The sequence below is a fragment of the Pandoraea sp. genome (genome assembly GCF_004297875.1).
GTDB lineage: Bacteria > Pseudomonadota > Gammaproteobacteria > Burkholderiales > Burkholderiaceae > Pandoraea.
In genome coordinates this window covers 158,073-175,680 of record NZ_SCSK01000067.1, presented here as the reverse complement: position 1 = coordinate 175,680, position 17,608 = coordinate 158,073, and the positions used below count along the sequence as shown (strand labels likewise).

Genomic DNA, 17,608 nt, shown 5'->3' with positions numbered 1-17,608 from the left:
TGTTCCGGTACCCGTCAGTTGGCTTCAGGGTTCTTCTTGATCATGCACATGAACTCGGCCTCTGCAGCAACGACGCCATCAACCATTGCCCGCCCCTTGAACTTCCAGATGCCGCGCAAAAAACGCTCGAAGTCGACATGAAGCACCATCTGATCGCCCGGCTCGACGGGCCGCTTGAAACGAGCACCATCGATGCCGACGAAGTAATACAGCGAATCCTCACCGTGCTCGGTGTCTTCTGAGAATGTCAATAAAGCCGCGGTCTGCGCCAGGGCCTCGATGATCAGCACCCCGGGCATCACGGGCCGTTGCGGGTAATGACCAGTAAAGAACGGCTCATTGATCGTCACGTTTTTGATCGCCGTGATGCTCTTGTGGGGCTCGAGCTCGATGACGCGATCAACCAACAGCATGGGGTAGCGGTGCGGCAGCAGCTTGAGAATCTGGTGAATATCGATTTTGACGGTGTTCTGGTTCATTTGGTGTTCTGCAAATCTTTGACGATCGCCTCGAGTTGTTTGATTCGATCGCGCATCTTGTCGAGATTGCGCACGATGGCGGCATTTTTATTCCACTCGGCATGAGGAATTGCTGTCAAGGCATTGCTGTAGGTGCCTGGCTTGGAGATCGATTTGGTGACCCCGGATTTTGCCGCGATCGTCACTCTATCGGCTATGGTGACGTGCCCTGCGATACCTGCCGCCCCGCCGATCATGCAGTAGCGCCCGATCGTCGTGCTGCCCGCGATACCCGCGCAACCCGCGATCACCGTGTAGGCGCCAACCCGGACATTGTGGCCGATCTGCACTTGATTATCGATTTTGCAGCCTCGCTCGATCACGGTATCAGCCATCGCACCGCGATCGATGCTGGTGCTGGCGCCAACCTCGACATCGTCTTCTAGAACCGCTCGACCGACCTGAGGGATCTTCACCCACTCGCCGCCCTGCGAGGAGAAATCGGGGGCAAATCCGAATCCGTCGGCACCGATTACCACGCTTGCGTGCAGGATGTTGCGAGCGCCAATCACACTGCCATGATAGAGGGTGACATTGGCATAGATCAGCGTGTCGTCGCCGATCACGGTACCGCGCCCGACGAAGCAATTGGCCTGTATGCACACCCGCTCGCCAATCAACACTCCGGCTTCGATGACGGTATTCGGCCCAATACTCGCGCTGGCGGCAATGCGGGCCGATGGATCTATGACTGCGCTGGCGTGCACGCCGGGAATCACCGCAGGGGCATTGGAGGCGGCAAGCAACTGCGCAACGCGAGCAAAATAAGCGTAGGGGTTTGCCGCGATAATCCAGTTACGGCCAGAGGTGCGTTCGACCTTTTCGAAATCGCGACGCGCCAAAATGATCGCGCCGGCGCGAGACGACGCAACCTGATTCAGATACAGCGGATTCGACAAAAACGCCAGTTGACCGCGCTCGGCATGTTCCAGCGGCGCCAGTCCCGTGACCGTCGTCTCGCTATCGCCGATGAGTTCACCGCCGAATTTCGCCACCAGTTCCGCCAGCGAGAACGACGTCATTTCAGCGCTCTCACTTGCTCGGCGCACTCGCGGCGTTCGGTGACAGCGTGCCGCCGTTCATCACGCGCAACACCTGATCGGTGATATCGATCCGAGGACTGACGTAGACCGCTTCTTGCACGATGAGGTCGTATTTGTCCTTCTCGGCAATCTGCTTGATGACACGATTCGCCTGATCGAGAATCGACGCCAGCTCTTCATTGCGGCGCTGATTCAAGTCGTCGCGGAATTCACGCTGCTTGGTCAGGAACTCGTTATTCAGATCGTTCAGCTCACGCTGACGATTGGCGCGATCGATCGGCGACAGCGTCGGGCCGTCCTTGTCCAACTTCTCGGACATGGTTTTAAGGCGCTGCGCCATCAATTGAAGATCATGATCCCGTTTTGAAAACTCTTTCTCGAGCTTGGCTTGCGCCACCCTGGCCGGCAACGAGTCTCGCAGGATGCGGTCGGAGTTCACCGCGGCGATGCGAGCCTCCTGCGCGGACGCGTGCAGCGCAGTGCACGCCAACAGCACCGCTGCCAAGCCGGTGGTCCAATGCTTGCGTATTCTGTTCAATCTCATACCCCTTCAATAGCGACGCGTCCGAACGGTCGCCTATCGCATTTAGAACGATGTTCCGACCTGGAACTGGAATTTCTGATACTGATCCCCGGCCTTGCGAACCAGCGGGAAACCCATACTGATTTTCAGCGGGCCAATCGGCGAAATCCACGACAAACCAAAGCCGTAAGAGTAACGCAACTCGTTAAGTTTGTAGGGCTGCCCTTCATCGAACACGTTACCGCCGTCCAGGAAGGTGAACACCCGAAGCGTGCGGTCATAGCCGGTGCCCGGCAACGGGAAACTCATTTCGATATTGCCGATCAATTCCGACGCGCCGCCCAGCGGATCGCCATTGGTGTCGTGCGGCCCCAGGGAACTCGGTGAATAGCCACGCACCGATCCGATACCGCCAGCATAATAGTTCTTGAAAATCGGGAACGGTTCGCCGCCAAAACCGTGGCCATATCCGATTTCGCCATTCATCGACAACGTATAGCCGCGAGCGATCGGATAGTAGAACTGGTGCTGGTAGAACGCCCGGTAATACTTGGTGGTGCCGATCGGGGTACCGACTTCGATGTTGGCCTGCTGATAATGACCTTCCGTAGGCACCAGCGCGCTGTCACGGGTATCCCGCGACCATCCGATCGTGAACGGATAATTGTTGCTGACATAGCCGAACTGATTCGCGTAATCGATATAGCGTTGCGGCGTAGTTCCATCGTTAGTCAGATGAAGCTTGGTCTGCTCCATACCGATGCCGAAGTAAACTGTGTCGCTCTCGGAGAACGGAATACCGAACTTCAGGCTACCGCCCGTCGTGTTGATACGGAAATCACTATTGCTCGTCAGCAACAGCGGCTGATACGTGCGGTAGTAGAGATCGGTGATACGACTGATGCCATCGACCGTGAAATAGGGATCGACCTGGGTAACTGTCAGGGTTCGATAGGTCTTGCCCGTATTCACATTCATCGACAGGCTGGTGCCCGACCCAAAGACGTTGTCCTGGCTGATGCCCGCTGTCAGCACGACCTTATCGGTCGACGAGAAGCCGGCCCCGACGTTGATGGTGCCTGTCGGCTTTTCCTTGACTCTGACCGTGATATTGACCTGGTCGGGTGAGCCGGCCACCGGCTGCGTGGTCACGTCGACATCGGTGAAATAGCCGAGACGATTGATGCGGTCTTTCGACAGCTTGAGTTTCGCTGCGTCGAACCAGGAACTCTCGAGTTGGCGCATCTCGCGTCGAATCACCACGTCGCGCGTGCGAGAGTTGCCGACGATGTTGATCTTGTTGACATAGAAGCGCCGCCCCGGCTCCACCACCAGTGTAAGCGCGACGGTATGCTTTTTGCGGTCGACTTGCGGCTGAGCGCTGACGCTGGCAAACGCAAAGCCATAATTTCCGAGCATGCTCGTGATGGCTTTGGTGGTACCTTGCAGCTTGGCTGCCGAGAAGGTGTCGCCTGCCTTCAGTTGCACCAGCTTTTCGATCGCGTCGCGCTTGCCGAGCATGTCTCCGACCAACTTGACGCCAGACACCTTGTAGGGCTCGCCTTCGTGCAAATTGAGCGTCAGATACATCGATTGCTTGTCTGGCGTGATCGACACGTCAGTCGAATCGATGTTGAATTCCAGATAACCGCGATTCAAGTAAAAGGAGCGTAGTTTTTCCAGGTCGCCGGTCAGCTTTTCCTTCGAATACAGATCGTTCTTCGAGTACCAGGAAAACCAGTTGGGCGTCCCCAGCTCCATTTCGGCACGCAGGTCCGAAGCGGAGAATGCCTTGTTGCCCACGAAGTTGATCTGCCGAATCTCGGCCTTCGGTCCCTCGGTCACGGAAAACTGGATGCCAACCCGATTGCTGTCCATCGGCGTGACAGTGGTCTTGACCTCGGCCGCGTAATAGCCGCGGGTCAGGTACTGCCGCTTGAGTTCTTGCTCGGCCTTGTCGAGCAAGTTGCGGTTGAAGCTCTGACCCACGGCCAATCCGACCGCCGAAAGCGCTTTGGTCAGCGCATCCTTATCGAATTCCTTGATGCCAAGAAAATCGACGGACGAGATCGCTGGACGTTCGTCCACGTGAATCATCAGTATGTCGCCGGGTGCTTCTTCGACACTTACGTCACTGAACAATCCCGTCGCGTAAAGCGCCCGAATCGCTTCAGTGCCTTTCTCGTCGTTGAACAACTCGCCGGTCTTGACCGGCAAATAGGCAAACACGGTGCCCGGTTCGATACGCCGCAAACCTTCAACCCGGATGTCCTTCACGACGAAGGGCGTCACCGCATGAGCGGCCAGTCCGTAAGCAGCCAACACTGCCGTCACCAGGGTTTTCGGAAGAAGGTGATATTTTTTGGACAACTTGCTTCCCCAAGAAACTATTTAACCGTAATATCGGATTTCCCGCCGCCGGCGGACATGTGACGCCATCAAAAATGCAGCAATTTTGACAGGTCGTTAGATAGGGCAACGGCGGATAGCAGCACAATGCAAATCAAACCGATCCGCTGCAACACACCCTGCCACTGCTCGGGAACTGCTCGACCAGTGATTGCTTCGACCGCATAATATAACAGATAGCCCCCGTCCAAAACCGGAATCGGCAACAGATTCAGCACGCCGAGACTGATGCTGACCAGCGCCAGGAAAGCAACGAAATAGCTGAGCCCCAAGCGCGCCGATTGACCGGCGTAATCAGCGATGGTGACAGGCCCGCTAAGATTCTTCAGCGACGCTTGCCCGACAATCATCCTGCCCAGCATCTGAAACGAGAATCGGGTCACGTCCCAAGTGTGTTGTACGCCGCGTTGAATGGCTTGCAGCGGACCGTAGCGAACTTCCACGGTGTGCATTCGGTTGACCAGGACAACGCCGATCTTGCCTTCCAAATTCCCTTTACTGTCGCGTTGCGCACGAGGCGTCACGGTTAGCGTTTGCGTCTGTCCATTGCGCAGCACGGTCAACTGGACGGCACGCCCGGCGTCGGCATGCACGGCAGACACCAGCGTCGAGGCGGAATACAGTGGTCGCCCGTCGATTTCGATCACTTGATCACCAGCCCGCAAGCCTGCTTGGGCACCCGACCCATTTGAAATGACGTCACTAATGAAAATTTGGGCGGCTGGTTGCAAGCCGAGCCGTCGCATGAAGTCGTCATCAGTGCCGATGCGGCTTCCAGCGAGATTGAGCCGATAATCGCGCCCCGCCTGATCACCGCCGGCGACCAACGTGATCGAACCCGCGCTGACGACTGGGTCGAGCATTTGCCAACGCAGATCATCCCAGGATCGCACCGGCGTGACGCTACCGTCTCGATCGCGAATTCCCACCACCGTCTCGCCACCGCTGAGCCCGGCGGCGGCTGCGATCGTTCCGGCAGGCGGCGGCGCCAGCCGGGCAGACGGCTCGAGCACGCCGGCCAGATTCAGGCTCGCGTACAGGAGAATTGCCAACAGGAAATTCGCGACGGGTCCGGCCAGCACGATCAGGAAGCGCTTGCCTACGGTCTGCCGGTTAAAGGCCCGGTGCGCCTCATTCGCGGGCACCTGCTGGGTCTCGTCGCGCTCATCGAGCATGCGCACGTAGCCGCCAAGCGGCAACGCGCAAACGGCGAATTCGGTCTGGTCAGGACCATGCCGCCAACTGAATAACCGCTTGCCAAAACCTACACTGAATCGCAGCACCTTCACACCGCATCGTCGCGCCACCCAGTAATGACCGAATTCGTGAATAACCACGAGCACGCCAATAGCGACGACAAAAGCCAGGATCGTGGTCGTGAAGTCAATCATCTGGGCTTCCGATCACCCCAGGCGCGCGAGTACTTCGCGTGATAACGCGCGAGCGCGCCGGTCGACTTCAAGCACGTCGTCGAGCGATGTAGCCTGGCTCGACGGCATGCGCTTGAGAACGTCTTCGACGAGCGTCGCGATCGCGGTAAAACCGATACGGCGATCGAGAAACGCCGCAACGGCCACTTCATTGGACGCATTCAGAATGGTGCTCGCCGTGCCGCCCAACTCGAGCGCCTCGAATGCCAGACGCAGGCATGGAAAGCGCTGCAAATTGGGACGCTCGAAAGTCAGGCGCGCCACCTCGGCAAGATCCAGTGGCTTGACGCCCGACTGGATGCGCTGCGGATGAGCGAGCGCATGCGCGATCGGTGTACGCATGTCAGGATTACCCAACTGAGCAAGTATCGAGCCATCTGCATAAGAAACCATCGAGTGGATCACGCTTTGGGGGTGAATCAACACTTCGATGCGCGAGGCCGGCATGCCGAACAGCCAGTGCGCCTCGATGACTTCCAGGCCCTTGTTCATCATGGTCGCCGAATCGACCGAAATCTTGCGGCCCATCACCCAGTTCGGGTGGGCACAAGCCTCATCGGGCGTAACGTTCGCGAGCGTTGCCAGTTCACGCTCACGAAACGGCCCGCCCGACGCCGTCAATACAAGGCGCTCCACGCCGGTGCCGGACCGCGACGAAGCGCCAGTGGCAAACGGCAGGCACTGAAAGATGGCATTGTGCTCGCTGTCCAGCGGCAACAGCTCGGCGCCGCCATCCGCGACGGCCTGCATGAAAAGCGCCCCGGACATGACCAACGCTTCCTTGTTTGCCAGCAGGATACGCTTGCCGGTTCGCGCTGCCGCCAACGTTGGCGGCAGCCCCGCAGCGCCAACGATCGCCGCGACCACGGTATCCGCTTCCGGCGCGGCAGCGGCGGCGCACAACGCCTGCGGACCATACGCGACCTCGGTTGCAAGCCCCTTGGTACGCAGCCGCCGTTCGAGCTCGGCTGCTTTGTCGGCATCGCCAATGACGGCTAGGGCCGGGCGCAGCGCGCAACATTGCTCGAAGAGCTTGTCGAGATTATGGTGGGCCGTCAGCGCATGCACACTGAAACGGTCGGGATGACGCGCCACCACGTCGATCGTGCTGTCGCCGATCGATCCGGTAGAGCCAAGTATGACGAGGCGTTGTGTCATATTAGACAAATAGCATGACAAGCGGCAGAACAGGCAAAAGGGCATCGATACGATCCAATATCCCTCCATGCCCGGGCAACAATCCACTGGAATCTTTTCTGCCGGCCTGGCGCTTGAGTTGCGACTCGAAAAGATCTCCCACGATGCTGTATATCACCAGTATCGTCAAGCATACCGCGCCAGTTGCAACCCCGAAGCGGTCGACCAGCACCGAAACCAGCGTCGGTTCCCCGTGGCGACCGATCAGCATCACGACGGCCGCGGCCAGCAGCACCAGAAGCCAGCCTCCTGCCGCCCCCTCCCAGGTCTTTCCCGGGCTGATGCCTGGTGCCAATTTACGCCGACCAAACGCTTTGCCCGCGAAATAGGCCCCGGAATCGGCCAGCCAGACGACAACCAGCACGGACAAGAGAAAGATCACGCCATGCTGGCGCGCCAGCCAGATCGCTTGCCACGCGGCAACCAGGACTACCCAACCCGCCAGAAGAAGAAAAACACGCCATGCACCGGAAGTCTGCGGTTTGCGCCATAGCGTATAGGGGCCGATCAAAAGCCAAAAAAGCACTGCGGGGCTCAGCCAGGCTGACGAAGGAATAACCCCCGCATAGCTGGCCGCCACGCCAGCCAAGGCGACCAGCGCATAGGGCACGCTTCCAGCCAACGGCAGTCCCAGCAAACGCGCCCATTCCCAGGCGCCCAAAATCACCGCCAACGCGACCACCAAACCAAATTGTCCTGGCGTGCCGAGAAACAGAGCGGGAAGCACTATTGCCAGCAGAATCAGCGCGGTCAAGACGCGTGTCTTCAGCATTTATCGAATTTTTCCGGAATTTTTCTTGGTTTGCGCGCTGGTCCGCCCGAAACGACGCTCGCGCAATTGGTACGAAGCAATCGCTTGATCAAGCGCCGCAGCGTCGAAATCCGGCCAGTATGTGTCGGTGAAGTAAAGTTCGGTGTAGGCGAGCTGCCACAACAGGAAGTTGCTGATGCGCTGTTCCCCCCCGGTGCGGATAAACAGATCCGGCTCAGGCGCATAGGCCATGCTCAGGTGCCGCGCCAGCATCTCCTCGCTCGGCTCGCCCTCGAGCAACAGGCTCTGGGCCCCGGCCTCAAGCGCCATACGACGCGCTGCCTGCAGGATATCCCAGCGCCCCCCGTAGTTCGCCGCGATCGTCAGCGTCAGCCGCGTATTGCCCGCGGTCCTGGCTTCGGCCTGCTGCACCAACTCTCGGATACGGGGATCGAACGCTTCGAGCGCTCCTATCACCCGCAAGCGAATACCGTTGCCGTCGAGCTTGTCGATCTCGCGCTCCAGCGCGCCGATGAACAGCTTCATCAGGAAGGAGACTTCCTCGCCGGGGCGGCGCCAATTCTCGGAGCTGAAAGCGAATAACGTCAGATATTCAACGCCGCGCCGCATGCACGCCTCGACCGTGCCCCGCACGGCCTCAACGCCACGCGCATGTCCGGCCACGCGAGGCAATTTACGCCGCGTCGCCCAGCGACCATTGCCATCCATCACAATGGCGATATGACGCGGCACCGCGACAGTCTCCGGCACCGCCAGCGTCGAACTCGAATAAGCCATCAGGATGTCAGTCACCCTCCGTGCAACCGCGGTCTCAGACCGTCAGGATTTCGCTTTCTTTCTGTTGGCCAAGCTTGTCGATTTCAGCCACGAATTTGTCCGTGAGCTTCTGGACATCGTCCTGTGCGCGACGCTCATCGTCTTCAGAAATTTCCTTGTCCTTGAGCAATTTCTTGAGTTGCTCGTTGGCCTCCCGACGCAGGTTCCGTACGGCGACCTTGGCGCCTTCGGCCTCACTTTTGACCACTTTGGTCATCTCGCGACGACGCTCTTCGGTCAGCGCGGGCATCGGAACTCGAATCAGGTCCCCTTGCGTTGCGGGGTTGAGCCCCAGATCCGACTCGCGGATGGCCTTTTCGACCGCGGCGACCATTTTCTTCTCCCACGGCTGCACGCCAATCGTGCGGCCATCGACGAGCGTGACGTTGGCCACTTGGGAAATCGGGACCATCGAGCCGTAATAGTCGACCTGCACGTGATCCAGCAACCCGGTGTGAGCCCGACCGGTGCGTACCTTGGCCAGATCGGCCTTGAACGCCTCAATGGACTTTTGCATTTTTTGCTGGACATTCTGTTTTATGTCAGCAACGGTCATGAAAACCTCCGAGCCAGGGAATAGAAAAAAAGAAGAATTTGCGCATGCGCAAATTCTCGTTCAATTTGGAATATCAAACGTGTACGAGCGTTCCTTCGTTCTCGCCCAAAACGACATGCTTGAGCGCGCCGGGCTTGACGATGGAGAAAACGCGGATCGGCAATTTCTGATCGCGGCACAGCGCAAATGCCGTGGCATCCATGACTTGCAGGTTTTTTGAAATTGCCTCATCGAAACTGATTGTCGAGTACTTCACCGCATCGGCCACTTTCTTTGGATCGGCCGAGTATACTCCGTCGACCTTGGTCGCCTTGAGCACGACCTCGGCGCCGATTTCGGAGCCGCGCAATGCCGCCGCGGTATCGGTGGTGAAAAACGGATTGCCCGTGCCGGCGGCGAAGATCACCACCTTGCCCTCCTCGAGCTGGCGAATGGCGCGCGGCCGAATGTAGGGCTCGACCACCTGATCCATACGCAGCGCGGATTGCACGCGGCCTTCGATTCCGGCGTGGCGCATGGCATCCTGCAACGCGAGGGCATTCATCATGGTCGCCAGCATGCCCATATAGTCGGCCGTCGCACGGTCCATGCCGGCCGCGCCACCCGCGACGCCGCGAAAGATGTTGCCGCCGCCGATCACGATCGCCATCTGGACGCCCAGACGAACGACGTCGGCGATATCGGCAACCATGCGCTCGATCGTGGCCCGATTGATGCCAAAAGCATCATCTCCCATCAGGGCCTCACCGGAAAGCTTGAGAAGTACGCGCTTATAAGCAGTAGGCATAAGGATCCTTGCAGGGTCTAGGTGGGCACTGTGATCGAGTTTGAAACAAAGTTTTCCGGAGGCGGCTGGCGCGCCGCCTCCGTCAGCATCACGCCTGCTTGGCGGCAGCCACTTGGGCAGCGACTTCCGCTGCGAAGTCATCCTGCTTCTTCTCGATGCCCTCGCCCACGACATACAACGTGAACCCCTTCACCGCGGTATTGGTGGCCTTGAGCATCTGTTCGACGGTTTGTTTGTCATTTTTGACGAACGTTTGGTTCAGCAACGATACCTCTTTGAGGTATTTTTGTACGCTGCCGTCCACCATCTTGGCAACGATTTCGGCCGGCTTGCCCGATTCGGCGGCCTTTTGCTCGGCGATGCTGCGCTCCTTGGCGATCAGCTCGGCCGGGACTTGCTCGGCCGACAGCGACACCGGCTTCATAGCCGCAATGTGCATGGCCACATCCTTGCCAACTTGCTCCTCGGCGCCATCGTATTCGACCAGCACGCCAATGCGGGTACCATGCAGGTAGGAAGTCAGCTTGACTGGGCTGTCGTAGCGTACGAAGCGCCGAATCGCGACATTTTCACCGATCTTGCCGATCAAATCCTTGCGCACCTGTTCAACCGTCGAACCTTGCAACGGCAGTGCCGACAATGCCGCCAGATCGGCCGGGTTCTGCTTGACCACCAGTTCGGCCACGGTCTTGCCGAACGCGAGGAAATCGTCATTCTTGGCGACGAAATCGGTTTCGCAGTTCAACTCGACCAAAGCGCCCAGGCTTCCCGCGCCCTGGCTTTCGATGCACGCGGCCACGATGCCCTCGGCTGTCACCCGGCTGGCAGCCTTGCTGGCCTTGTTGCCCAATTTAACGCGCAGAATCTCTTCGGCCTTGTCCATATCGCCGTCGGCTTCCGTCAGCGCCTTCTTGCACTCCATCATCGGCGCGTCGGTCTTGCCACGCAGTTCGGCCACCATGCTTGCAGTAATTGCCGCCATATGTCACTCCTGAAATTCAAAATCTGTCGAACACGCCCCACCCGTCTCGGGCGGCTGCCTGGCTGCTGTGCCACGGTTCAGCCTCGGCTGCTCAAACGCTTACTTCAAAAAAAAGGGGCTCAACCGCGGCCCCTTTGTGGTTTGCCTGCGCGAGGGATTACGCCTCGTCGCTAACTTCGACAAATTCGTCGCTGCCGTCGCCACGCACCGCTTCGACGACCTCGTTGACGGCGTTGGCGCGCCCTTCGAGAATCGCATCGGCCACACCGCGGGCGTACAGCGCCACGGCCTTGCTCGAGTCATCGTTACCCGGAATGATGTAGTCGACGCCTTCGGGCGAGTGGTTGGTATCGACCACCGCAATCACCGGCACGCCCAGCTTGACGGCTTCGGTGATGGCAATCTTGTGGTAGCCGACGTCGATCACAAAAATCGCATCGGGAATACCGCCCATATCCTTGACGCCGCCGATCGACTTCTCCAGCTTGGCCATCTCACGCTGGAACATGAGGCTTTCCTTCTTGCTCATCCGCTCGGTTTCGCCTGCGGCAACCGCGGCTTCCATGTCCTTGAGCTTTTTGATGGAAGACTTCAGGGTCTTGAAGTTGGTCAGCATGCCACCCAGCCAGCGGCTGTTGACATAAGGCATGCCGGCGCGCGCGGCTTCTTCGCCGATGGTTTCGCGCGACTGGCGCTTGGTGCCGACGAACAGGATGGTGCCACGATTGGCTGCCAATTGACGCACGTATTTCAGCGCATCCTGGTACATCGGCAGCGTTTTCTCCAGATTGATGATGTGAATCTTGTTGCGATGGCCGAAGATATACGGAGCCATCTTGGGATTCCAGAAACGGGTCTGGTGGCCGAAGTGGACACCCGCCTCCAGCATTTCACGCATCGTTGCGGACATAAAATTCTCCAAAAGGGTTGGGTCTTAAACCGATTGCCGCATTCCCGGCGCAGCCTCTCGCTAAGGCCTGCGCAACGGAAACACCCTGGATGCATCGGTTCGCGCGCTAACAAACATTTCACTACCAAGTCCGGGCTTTATTCGCCGCCGCGTCGATCACGACAATCCTGCTCGAACTGCGCCATCCCGCAAAACCCGCGGACAGAACCCGACTTAGCCGGAGATTATAGCATCCGCGCAGCCGCACGCTCAAGCCGCGCCACCGCGCGCCAAATCGACGCCGGCCGGTGCGCCATACTCAAACGCCGTGAGCACCGGTTGGCCTCACTTGGTGCGATAATGATCGATATTTTCGTTTTTTTGCGCAAAACCATGGCCATTACCCTGAAAACCGCTCACGATATCGAAAAAATGCGTGTAGCCTGTCGCCTGGCGAGTGAGGTACTGGATTTCATCACCCCTTACGTCAAAGCCGGGGTGACGACGGGCGAGCTCGACCGGTTGTGCCTCGAGTATATGGAACAGGAGCAGCACACCATTTCCGCGTGCCTGAATTACCAGCCGCCCGGCTACCCGCCCTACCCAAAAGCCACCTGCATCTCCGTCAACGATGTCATCTGTCACGGCATTCCCGGCGACAAGGTCATCAAGAACGGCGATATTCTCAATATAGACATTACCGTCATCAAGGATGGCTATTTCGGCGACACCAGCCGGATGTTCATCGTCGGCGAGGGCTCCATCCTGGCCAAGCGCCTGGTGAATGTCACCTACGAATGCATGTGGCTGGGCATCGAGCAGGTGCGGCCCGGCGCGCACCTGGGCGACATCGGCCATGCCATTCAACGCCATGCCGAGGCACAAGGCTTCAGCGTCGTGCGGGAATACTGCGGACATGGCATTGGCCAGGTGTTCCACGAGGATCCGCAGGTCGTGCATTACGGTCGCCCGGGAACTGGCCTGGAGATTCAGCCTGGCATGATTTTCACCATTGAACCGATGATCAACGCCGGCAAGCGGGACATTCGGACCATGCCCGACCTGTGGACGGTCAAGACGCGCGACCGCAGCCTCTCGGCCCAGTGGGAGCACACCATCCTCGTCACCGAAACCGGGCATGAGGTGCTGACGGTCTCGGCCGGTACCCCCGCACGGCCCGCGAGCGTCCTGGAAGCGCTCGCTTCATAACGCCATTTTGCGGCGCCCGGGAAGCCATTAGCTTGATTCGGACGGCTCGCGCCACGCGCGTCTTATAACGAATTGATGCGATAATTCGATCGGCTCCGCGCGCGCCGTGCATTCATGCAGGTGCTTTGCGCGGCCTTCCGCCCCCGCGCCAGGAAAATCCGCCCATGCATGCCCATGCTCGCGCCCCTCATCCGCTTCGCCAGGCTCTCAAATCCCGCAAGGACGCCTTGCTCGAACACTACAGTCAGCAAGGCAAAATCGATCCGCTATTGCGCGGCCTGAGCCGAACCGTCGACGCGATCGCGACACAAGCCTGGCAAGTCTGCGAGTTACCCCCGCAACTGACACTCGTTGCCGTAGGCGGTTACGGGCGCGGTGAGTTGTTTCCCTACTCGGATGTCGACATCCTGCTCCTGCACCCCGACACGCTCGATGAGTCGATAGCGGGCCGGCTGGAGCGCTTCATCGGCTTTATGTGGGACATCGGCCTGGAAATCGGCAGCAGCGTGCGCACCGTCGAGCAATGTCTGAGCGAAGCCGAGAGCGACATCACGATCCAGACGAGCCTGCTGGAGGCGCGCTTCATTACCGGCGATCACGCTTTATTCGCGCAATTCGAAGCCCGTTTCAAAGCGTCCCTGGACCCTCGCGCATTCTTTCGTGGCAAGCAACTCGAAATGCGCCAGCGCCACGCCAAATACCAGGACACGCCTTACAGCCTGGAGCCGAACTGCAAGGAAAGCCCCGGCGGGTTGCGCGACTTGCAGACGATTTTATGGATGACGCGCGCAGCCGGTCTGGGCAACAGTTGGGACGAACTTTACCAACGCGACTTGCTGACCGCTCGGGAGGTCAAGGAACTACGACGTAACGAGCGTCTGCTGAAAAATATCCGCGCGCGCCTGCACCTGCTCGCCCAACGCCGCCAGGACATCCTCGTGTTCGACCTTCAAACACCGCTGGCCGAACGCTTCGGCATCAAGCCGACGGCCGCCAAGCGCGCCAGCGAACAACTGATGCGCCGCTATTACTGGGCTGCCAAGGCCGTCACGCAACTCAATACCATTCTGCTGCTCAACGTCGAAGCGCGGCTGTTCCCGCAAAGCAGCGGGGTGACGCGCGTGCTCAACGATCGATTTGTCGAAAAACAGGGCATGATCGAAATTGCCGATGACGATCTCTATCAACGTCATCCGACTGCGATTCTGGAAACCTTCCTGCTCTACGAGCAAATCGTCGGCCCCAAGGGACTATCGGCACGCACCCTGCGGGCGCTTTATAACGCTCGCGAGCTGATGAACGTCCAGTGGCGTGCAAACCCGGAAAATCGACACCTTTTCCTGCAGATTTTGCAGCAGACGCGGGGTATTACACACGCCTTGCGACTGATGAACCAGACCAGCGTGCTGGGCCGCTATCTGCTCAGTTTTCGCGGCGTCGTGGGCCAGATGCAGCACGACCTCTACCATGTCTACACGGTCGATCAGCATATCCTGATGGTGGTGCGCAACATACGCCGCTTCATGATCGCCGAACATGCCCACGAATACCCGTTCTGCAGCCAGCTGATTGCCAATTTCGACCGTCCGTGGGTGCTGATTGTCGCCGCGCTGTTCCATGACATCGCCAAGGGCCGCGGCGGCGATCACTCCAAGCTCGGCATGACCGACGCCCGCCGCTTCTGCGTCAAGCACGGCATGGACGCGGAAGATACCGAGCTGGTTGTATGGCTGGTCGGACAGCATCTGACCATGAGCCAGGTCGCCCAAAAACAGGACACCACCGATCCGGAGGTCGTGCGGCGTTTTGCCGAGGTCGTCGGCAACGAGCGCTATCTGACGGCACTGTACCTGCTGACCGTGGCCGACATCCGCGGCACCAGCCCGAAAGTCTGGAATGCCTGGAAAGGCAAACTCCTCGAGGATCTGTACCGCATCACCCGCCAGGTGCTCGGCGGCGAACAACCCGATCCGCACGCGCAACTCAAAGCACGCAAGGCCGAGGCCTTGAGTCTGCTGCGTTTGTACACCGTGCCGGAGCATGCCCACGAAGCCTTGTGGAATCAGTTGGATGTGGCTTACTTCCTGCGTAATGATGCTGCCGACATTGCCTGGCAGACACGTCACCTATGCCGCTTCGTCAATACACCGACACCGATCGTCAAGGGACGCCCGGCGCCCATCGGTGAAGGCCTGCAGGTATTTATCTACGCGCCGGATCAACCCGACTTGTTTGCCCGAATCTGCGGCTACTTCGAGCGCAAGGGGCTGTCGATTCTGGACGCCAAGGTTCACACCACGCGCCACGGCTATGCGCTCGACAACTTCCTGATCACCGACCCCGGCGCCGGCACCAGTTACCGGGACATCATCAATCTGGTCGAAGCGGAGTTGGTGCAGCGGCTAAGCAGCCAGTCGCCATTGCCCGAACCGAATCAGGGCAGATTGCCGCGCCGCTCACGCACCTTCCCGATCACGCCGCGTGTCGATCTGCGTGCCGACGAGCGCGGCCAATACTATCTGCTTTCGATCTCGGCCAACGACCGCACGGGCCTGCTGTACGCCATCGCCCGCGTCCTGGCGCGGCACCGCATCAGCGTGCATGCGGCCCGTATCAACACCCTCGGAGAACGCGTCGAAGATATATTTCTGCTCGATGGCCGCGGCTTGCAGGACAATCGTCTGCAAATCGCACTTGAAACCGAATTACTTGAAACCCTGGAAATATGAGCGACACACCGCGCGCTAAACTCAGCGCTAAGCATCCCCGTCCGGCCGAGCGCACACGTGCCCCGGTGCGCCCGGGCGGCATTGGCGCGGTACAGCGTCGACGACCGTCCGAGACCGCGGCACAGAATACAGCGCCGAACACGGCGCCCACCACGCCAGCGCGCAACACAACGGCAGCGCCCGCTCGACAAACCAAGGCCCCCGCCGGCAGGCGTGCCGACACGAAACCGGGAGCGGAGCGCAAGCCACGCCCAGCGCCGCCCGCTTCACCCGGCCGCGCAACAAAACAATCGGCTTCGGCCAAGGGACGAGCGTCGTCGGTCGGCGCAAAGCGCCCCGCTTCAGCGGCGCCCGTTCGGGCAACGCGTCAGACAGGCCAATCGCCCGCTTCCCAGCAAAAGCGGCACGGCGCCGCCAGGCCGAATGACGAAGGCATGGTGCGCTTGTCCAAACGCATGTCGGAACTGGGTATTTGTTCACGGCGGGAAGCTGATGAGTGGATCGTCAAAGGCTGGGTCCGGGTGGACGGCGCCGTCGTATCCGAGCTTGGCAGCAGGATCCGTCCGGAACAGAGCATCACGGTCGAGCGCGCCGCACGCAACGAGCAGGCTCAGCGAGTCACCTTTGTCCTGCACAAGCCGATCGGCTACGTCTCGGGGCAACCGGAGGACGACTATCCGCCTGCCGCTGCGTTGCTTACCGCAGCCAATCGCTGGCAGGAAGACGATGCCAGGATTCGCTTCTCGCCCCAGCAACTTCGGGGGCTGGCGCCAGCCGGCCGTCTCGATATCGATTCCACCGGCATGCTGATTCTCACCCAGGACGGGCGCATCGCCCGCCAGTTGATCGGCGCGGATTCGGATATCGACAAGGAATACCTGGTGCGGGTCGCTTACCAAACCCATGAGGAGGACGTGCGGACGCACTTCCCTGCGGCCCTGCTCGACAAGCTGCGGCATGGCCTCTCGCTCGACGACGTGCCGCTCAAGCCGGCCGAGGTGGAGTGGCAAAATCCGGAGCAGCTTCGCTTCGTGCTGCGCGAGGGGAAAAAGCGGCAGATCCGCCGCATGTGCGAACTCGTCGGCCTGCGCGTGACTGGCCTCAAGCGTATTCGGATGGGGCGGATCAAACTGGGCAATCTGCCGCAGGGGCAGTGGCGTTACCTGCGCCCTGACGAGCAGTTCTGAACGATGATTGAGCGGGCCTGCCGCTCAATCATCGGCCGGCGCGTCGAGCCCCGGGAACAGCACATCGGTATAGCCAAACTTTGTAAAATCGGTAATACGCATCGGGTATAGCTTGCCGATCAGGTGATCGCATTCGTGCTGCACCACGCGCGCGTGGAACCCCTCGGCGACCCGGTCAATCGGCTTGCCGTACTGGTCAACTCCTTCATAACGGATCATCGAAAAGCGGTTGACCATGCCGCGCAATCCGGGCACCGACAGGCAGCCCTCCCAACCTTCGTCCATGTCTTGCGTAAGCGGCGTAATCACCGGATTGATCAGCACCGTCTGCGGAACGGCCGGCGCGTCCGGATAGCGCTCGTTTTGCTCGAAACCGAAAATCACCAACTGCAGGTCGACGCCGATTTGCGGCGCCGCCAGGCCGGCACCGTTGGCTGCATGCATGGTCTCGAACATATCCCGCACCAGCTCATGCAATTGCGGCGTATCGAATTGCTCGACGGGCTTGGCGATGCGCAGCAGCCGCGCATCGCCCATCTTGAGAATTTCATGAACCATCGA

At 59.6% G+C, this 17,608-nt stretch carries 15 protein-coding genes and 1 pseudogene; 3 read left to right on the top strand and 13 right to left on the bottom strand.

Annotation, left to right across the window (positions count from 1 at the left end; all coding sequences use genetic code 11):
- Window positions 1-14: 14 nt before the first annotated feature.
- From fabZ to rpsB, 12 genes are all read right to left on the bottom strand, one after another.
- Entirely contained in the window at window positions 15-479 is a 465-nt protein-coding gene (gene fabZ, locus EPN80_RS19925) for a 3-hydroxyacyl-ACP dehydratase FabZ (protein WP_047214029.1), read from the bottom strand.
- On the bottom strand, window positions 476-1,540 hold the full coding sequence (gene lpxD, locus EPN80_RS19920; RefSeq protein WP_293031532.1) for a UDP-3-O-(3-hydroxymyristoyl)glucosamine N-acyltransferase: 1,065 nt from the start codon (window positions 1,538-1,540) through the stop codon (window positions 476-478). Before lpxD ends, fabZ begins: the two co-directional genes overlap by 4 nt.
- Window positions 1,541-1,550: 10 nt before the next feature.
- The gene (locus EPN80_RS19915; RefSeq protein ID WP_293031530.1) at window positions 1,551-2,105 is read right to left on the bottom strand and encodes an OmpH family outer membrane protein; all 555 of its coding nucleotides are present in this window, start codon (window positions 2,103-2,105) and stop codon (window positions 1,551-1,553) included.
- A 42-nt stretch (window positions 2,106-2,147) separates the two neighbouring features.
- Window positions 2,148-4,454: an outer membrane protein assembly factor BamA gene (gene bamA / locus EPN80_RS19910; protein ID WP_293031527.1), complete on the bottom strand. Its 2,307-nt coding sequence runs from the start codon at window positions 4,452-4,454 to the stop codon at window positions 2,148-2,150.
- Between the two features lie 68 nt (window positions 4,455-4,522).
- The gene (rseP, locus tag EPN80_RS19905; protein WP_293031524.1) at window positions 4,523-5,884 is read right to left on the bottom strand and encodes an RIP metalloprotease RseP; all 1,362 of its coding nucleotides are present in this window, start codon (window positions 5,882-5,884) and stop codon (window positions 4,523-4,525) included.
- Between the two features lie 12 nt (window positions 5,885-5,896).
- Window positions 5,897-7,081 (bottom strand): 1-deoxy-D-xylulose-5-phosphate reductoisomerase, encoded by a 1,185-nt coding sequence (ispC, locus tag EPN80_RS19900; protein ID WP_293031522.1) that lies wholly within the window; start codon window positions 7,079-7,081, stop codon window positions 5,897-5,899.
- Between the two features lies 1 nt (window position 7,082).
- Window positions 7,083-7,892, bottom strand: coding sequence for a phosphatidate cytidylyltransferase (locus EPN80_RS19895; RefSeq protein ID WP_293031520.1), 810 nt, complete (start codon window positions 7,890-7,892; stop codon window positions 7,083-7,085).
- The gene (uppS, locus tag EPN80_RS19890; RefSeq protein ID WP_293031517.1) at window positions 7,893-8,669 is read right to left on the bottom strand and encodes a polyprenyl diphosphate synthase; all 777 of its coding nucleotides are present in this window, start codon (window positions 8,667-8,669) and stop codon (window positions 7,893-7,895) included.
- Window positions 8,670-8,703: 34 nt separating this feature from the next.
- Window positions 8,704-9,264 (bottom strand): ribosome recycling factor, encoded by a 561-nt coding sequence (gene frr / locus EPN80_RS19885; protein ID WP_047216465.1) that lies wholly within the window; start codon window positions 9,262-9,264, stop codon window positions 8,704-8,706.
- A gap of 73 nt (window positions 9,265-9,337) precedes the next feature.
- Window positions 9,338-10,051 carry a UMP kinase gene (gene pyrH / locus EPN80_RS19880; protein ID WP_047214036.1) on the bottom strand — a complete coding sequence of 238 codons (714 nt, stop codon included), beginning with the start codon at window positions 10,049-10,051 and terminating at the stop codon, window positions 9,338-9,340.
- Between the two features lie 88 nt (window positions 10,052-10,139).
- The gene (gene tsf / locus EPN80_RS19875; protein WP_293031510.1) at window positions 10,140-11,033 is read right to left on the bottom strand and encodes a translation elongation factor Ts; all 894 of its coding nucleotides are present in this window, start codon (window positions 11,031-11,033) and stop codon (window positions 10,140-10,142) included.
- A gap of 157 nt (window positions 11,034-11,190) precedes the next feature.
- Complete coding sequence (rpsB, locus tag EPN80_RS19870; protein WP_293031507.1) at window positions 11,191-11,943, bottom strand: 30S ribosomal protein S2; 753 nt, start codon at window positions 11,941-11,943, stop codon at window positions 11,191-11,193.
- Between the two features lie 372 nt (window positions 11,944-12,315).
- Here rpsB and map point away from each other — a divergent pair, with 372 nt between their 5' ends.
- The 3 genes and pseudogenes from map to EPN80_RS19855 all read left to right on the top strand — a co-directional run bounded on the left by map (window position 12,316) and on the right by EPN80_RS19855 (window position 17,047).
- Window positions 12,316-13,131 (top strand): type I methionyl aminopeptidase, encoded by an 816-nt coding sequence (map, locus tag EPN80_RS19865; RefSeq protein WP_293031629.1) that lies wholly within the window; start codon window positions 12,316-12,318, stop codon window positions 13,129-13,131.
- Between the two features lie 164 nt (window positions 13,132-13,295).
- Window positions 13,296-15,842 (top strand): annotated as a pseudogene (locus tag EPN80_RS19860) ([protein-PII] uridylyltransferase); the annotation flags it as partial.
- A gap of 452 nt (window positions 15,843-16,294) precedes the next feature.
- Entirely contained in the window at window positions 16,295-17,047 is a 753-nt protein-coding gene (locus EPN80_RS19855; RefSeq protein WP_293031501.1) for a pseudouridine synthase, read from the top strand.
- Window positions 17,048-17,071: 24 nt separating this feature from the next.
- Here EPN80_RS19855 and def read toward each other — a convergent pair whose 3' ends face one another.
- Window positions 17,072-17,605, bottom strand: coding sequence for a peptide deformylase (def, locus tag EPN80_RS19850; RefSeq protein ID WP_293031498.1), 534 nt, complete (start codon window positions 17,603-17,605; stop codon window positions 17,072-17,074).
- Window positions 17,606-17,608: the final 3 nt, after the last annotated feature.

Excerpts from the sequence above, each read along its gene's own strand:
- fabZ (WP_047214029.1), bottom strand. The coding sequence starts at position 479 with ATGAACCAGAACACCGTCAAAATCGATATTCACCAGATTCTCAAGCTG.
- lpxD (WP_293031532.1), bottom strand. The coding sequence starts at position 1,540 with ATGACGTCGTTCTCGCTGGCGGAACTGGTGGCGAAATTCGGCGGTGAA.
- EPN80_RS19915 (WP_293031530.1), bottom strand. The coding sequence starts at position 2,105 with ATGAGATTGAACAGAATACGCAAGCATTGGACCACCGGCTTGGCAGCG.
- rseP (WP_293031524.1), bottom strand. The coding sequence starts at position 5,884 with ATGATTGACTTCACGACCACGATCCTGGCTTTTGTCGTCGCTATTGGC.
- ispC (WP_293031522.1), bottom strand. The coding sequence starts at position 7,081 with ATGACACAACGCCTCGTCATACTTGGCTCTACCGGATCGATCGGCGAC.
- EPN80_RS19895 (WP_293031520.1), bottom strand. The coding sequence starts at position 7,892 with ATGCTGAAGACACGCGTCTTGACCGCGCTGATTCTGCTGGCAATAGTG.
- uppS (WP_293031517.1), bottom strand. The coding sequence starts at position 8,669 with ATGGCTTATTCGAGTTCGACGCTGGCGGTGCCGGAGACTGTCGCGGTG.
- frr (WP_047216465.1), bottom strand. The coding sequence starts at position 9,264 with ATGACCGTTGCTGACATAAAACAGAATGTCCAGCAAAAAATGCAAAAG.
- pyrH (WP_047214036.1), bottom strand. The coding sequence starts at position 10,051 with ATGCCTACTGCTTATAAGCGCGTACTTCTCAAGCTTTCCGGTGAGGCC.
- tsf (WP_293031510.1), bottom strand. The coding sequence starts at position 11,033 with ATGGCGGCAATTACTGCAAGCATGGTGGCCGAACTGCGTGGCAAGACC.
- rpsB (WP_293031507.1), bottom strand. The coding sequence starts at position 11,943 with ATGTCCGCAACGATGCGTGAAATGCTGGAGGCGGGTGTCCACTTCGGC.
- map (WP_293031629.1), top strand. The coding sequence starts at position 12,316 with ATGGCCATTACCCTGAAAACCGCTCACGATATCGAAAAAATGCGTGTA.
- EPN80_RS19855 (WP_293031501.1), top strand. The coding sequence starts at position 16,295 with ATGGTGCGCTTGTCCAAACGCATGTCGGAACTGGGTATTTGTTCACGG.
- def (WP_293031498.1), bottom strand. The coding sequence starts at position 17,605 with ATGGTTCATGAAATTCTCAAGATGGGCGATGCGCGGCTGCTGCGCATC.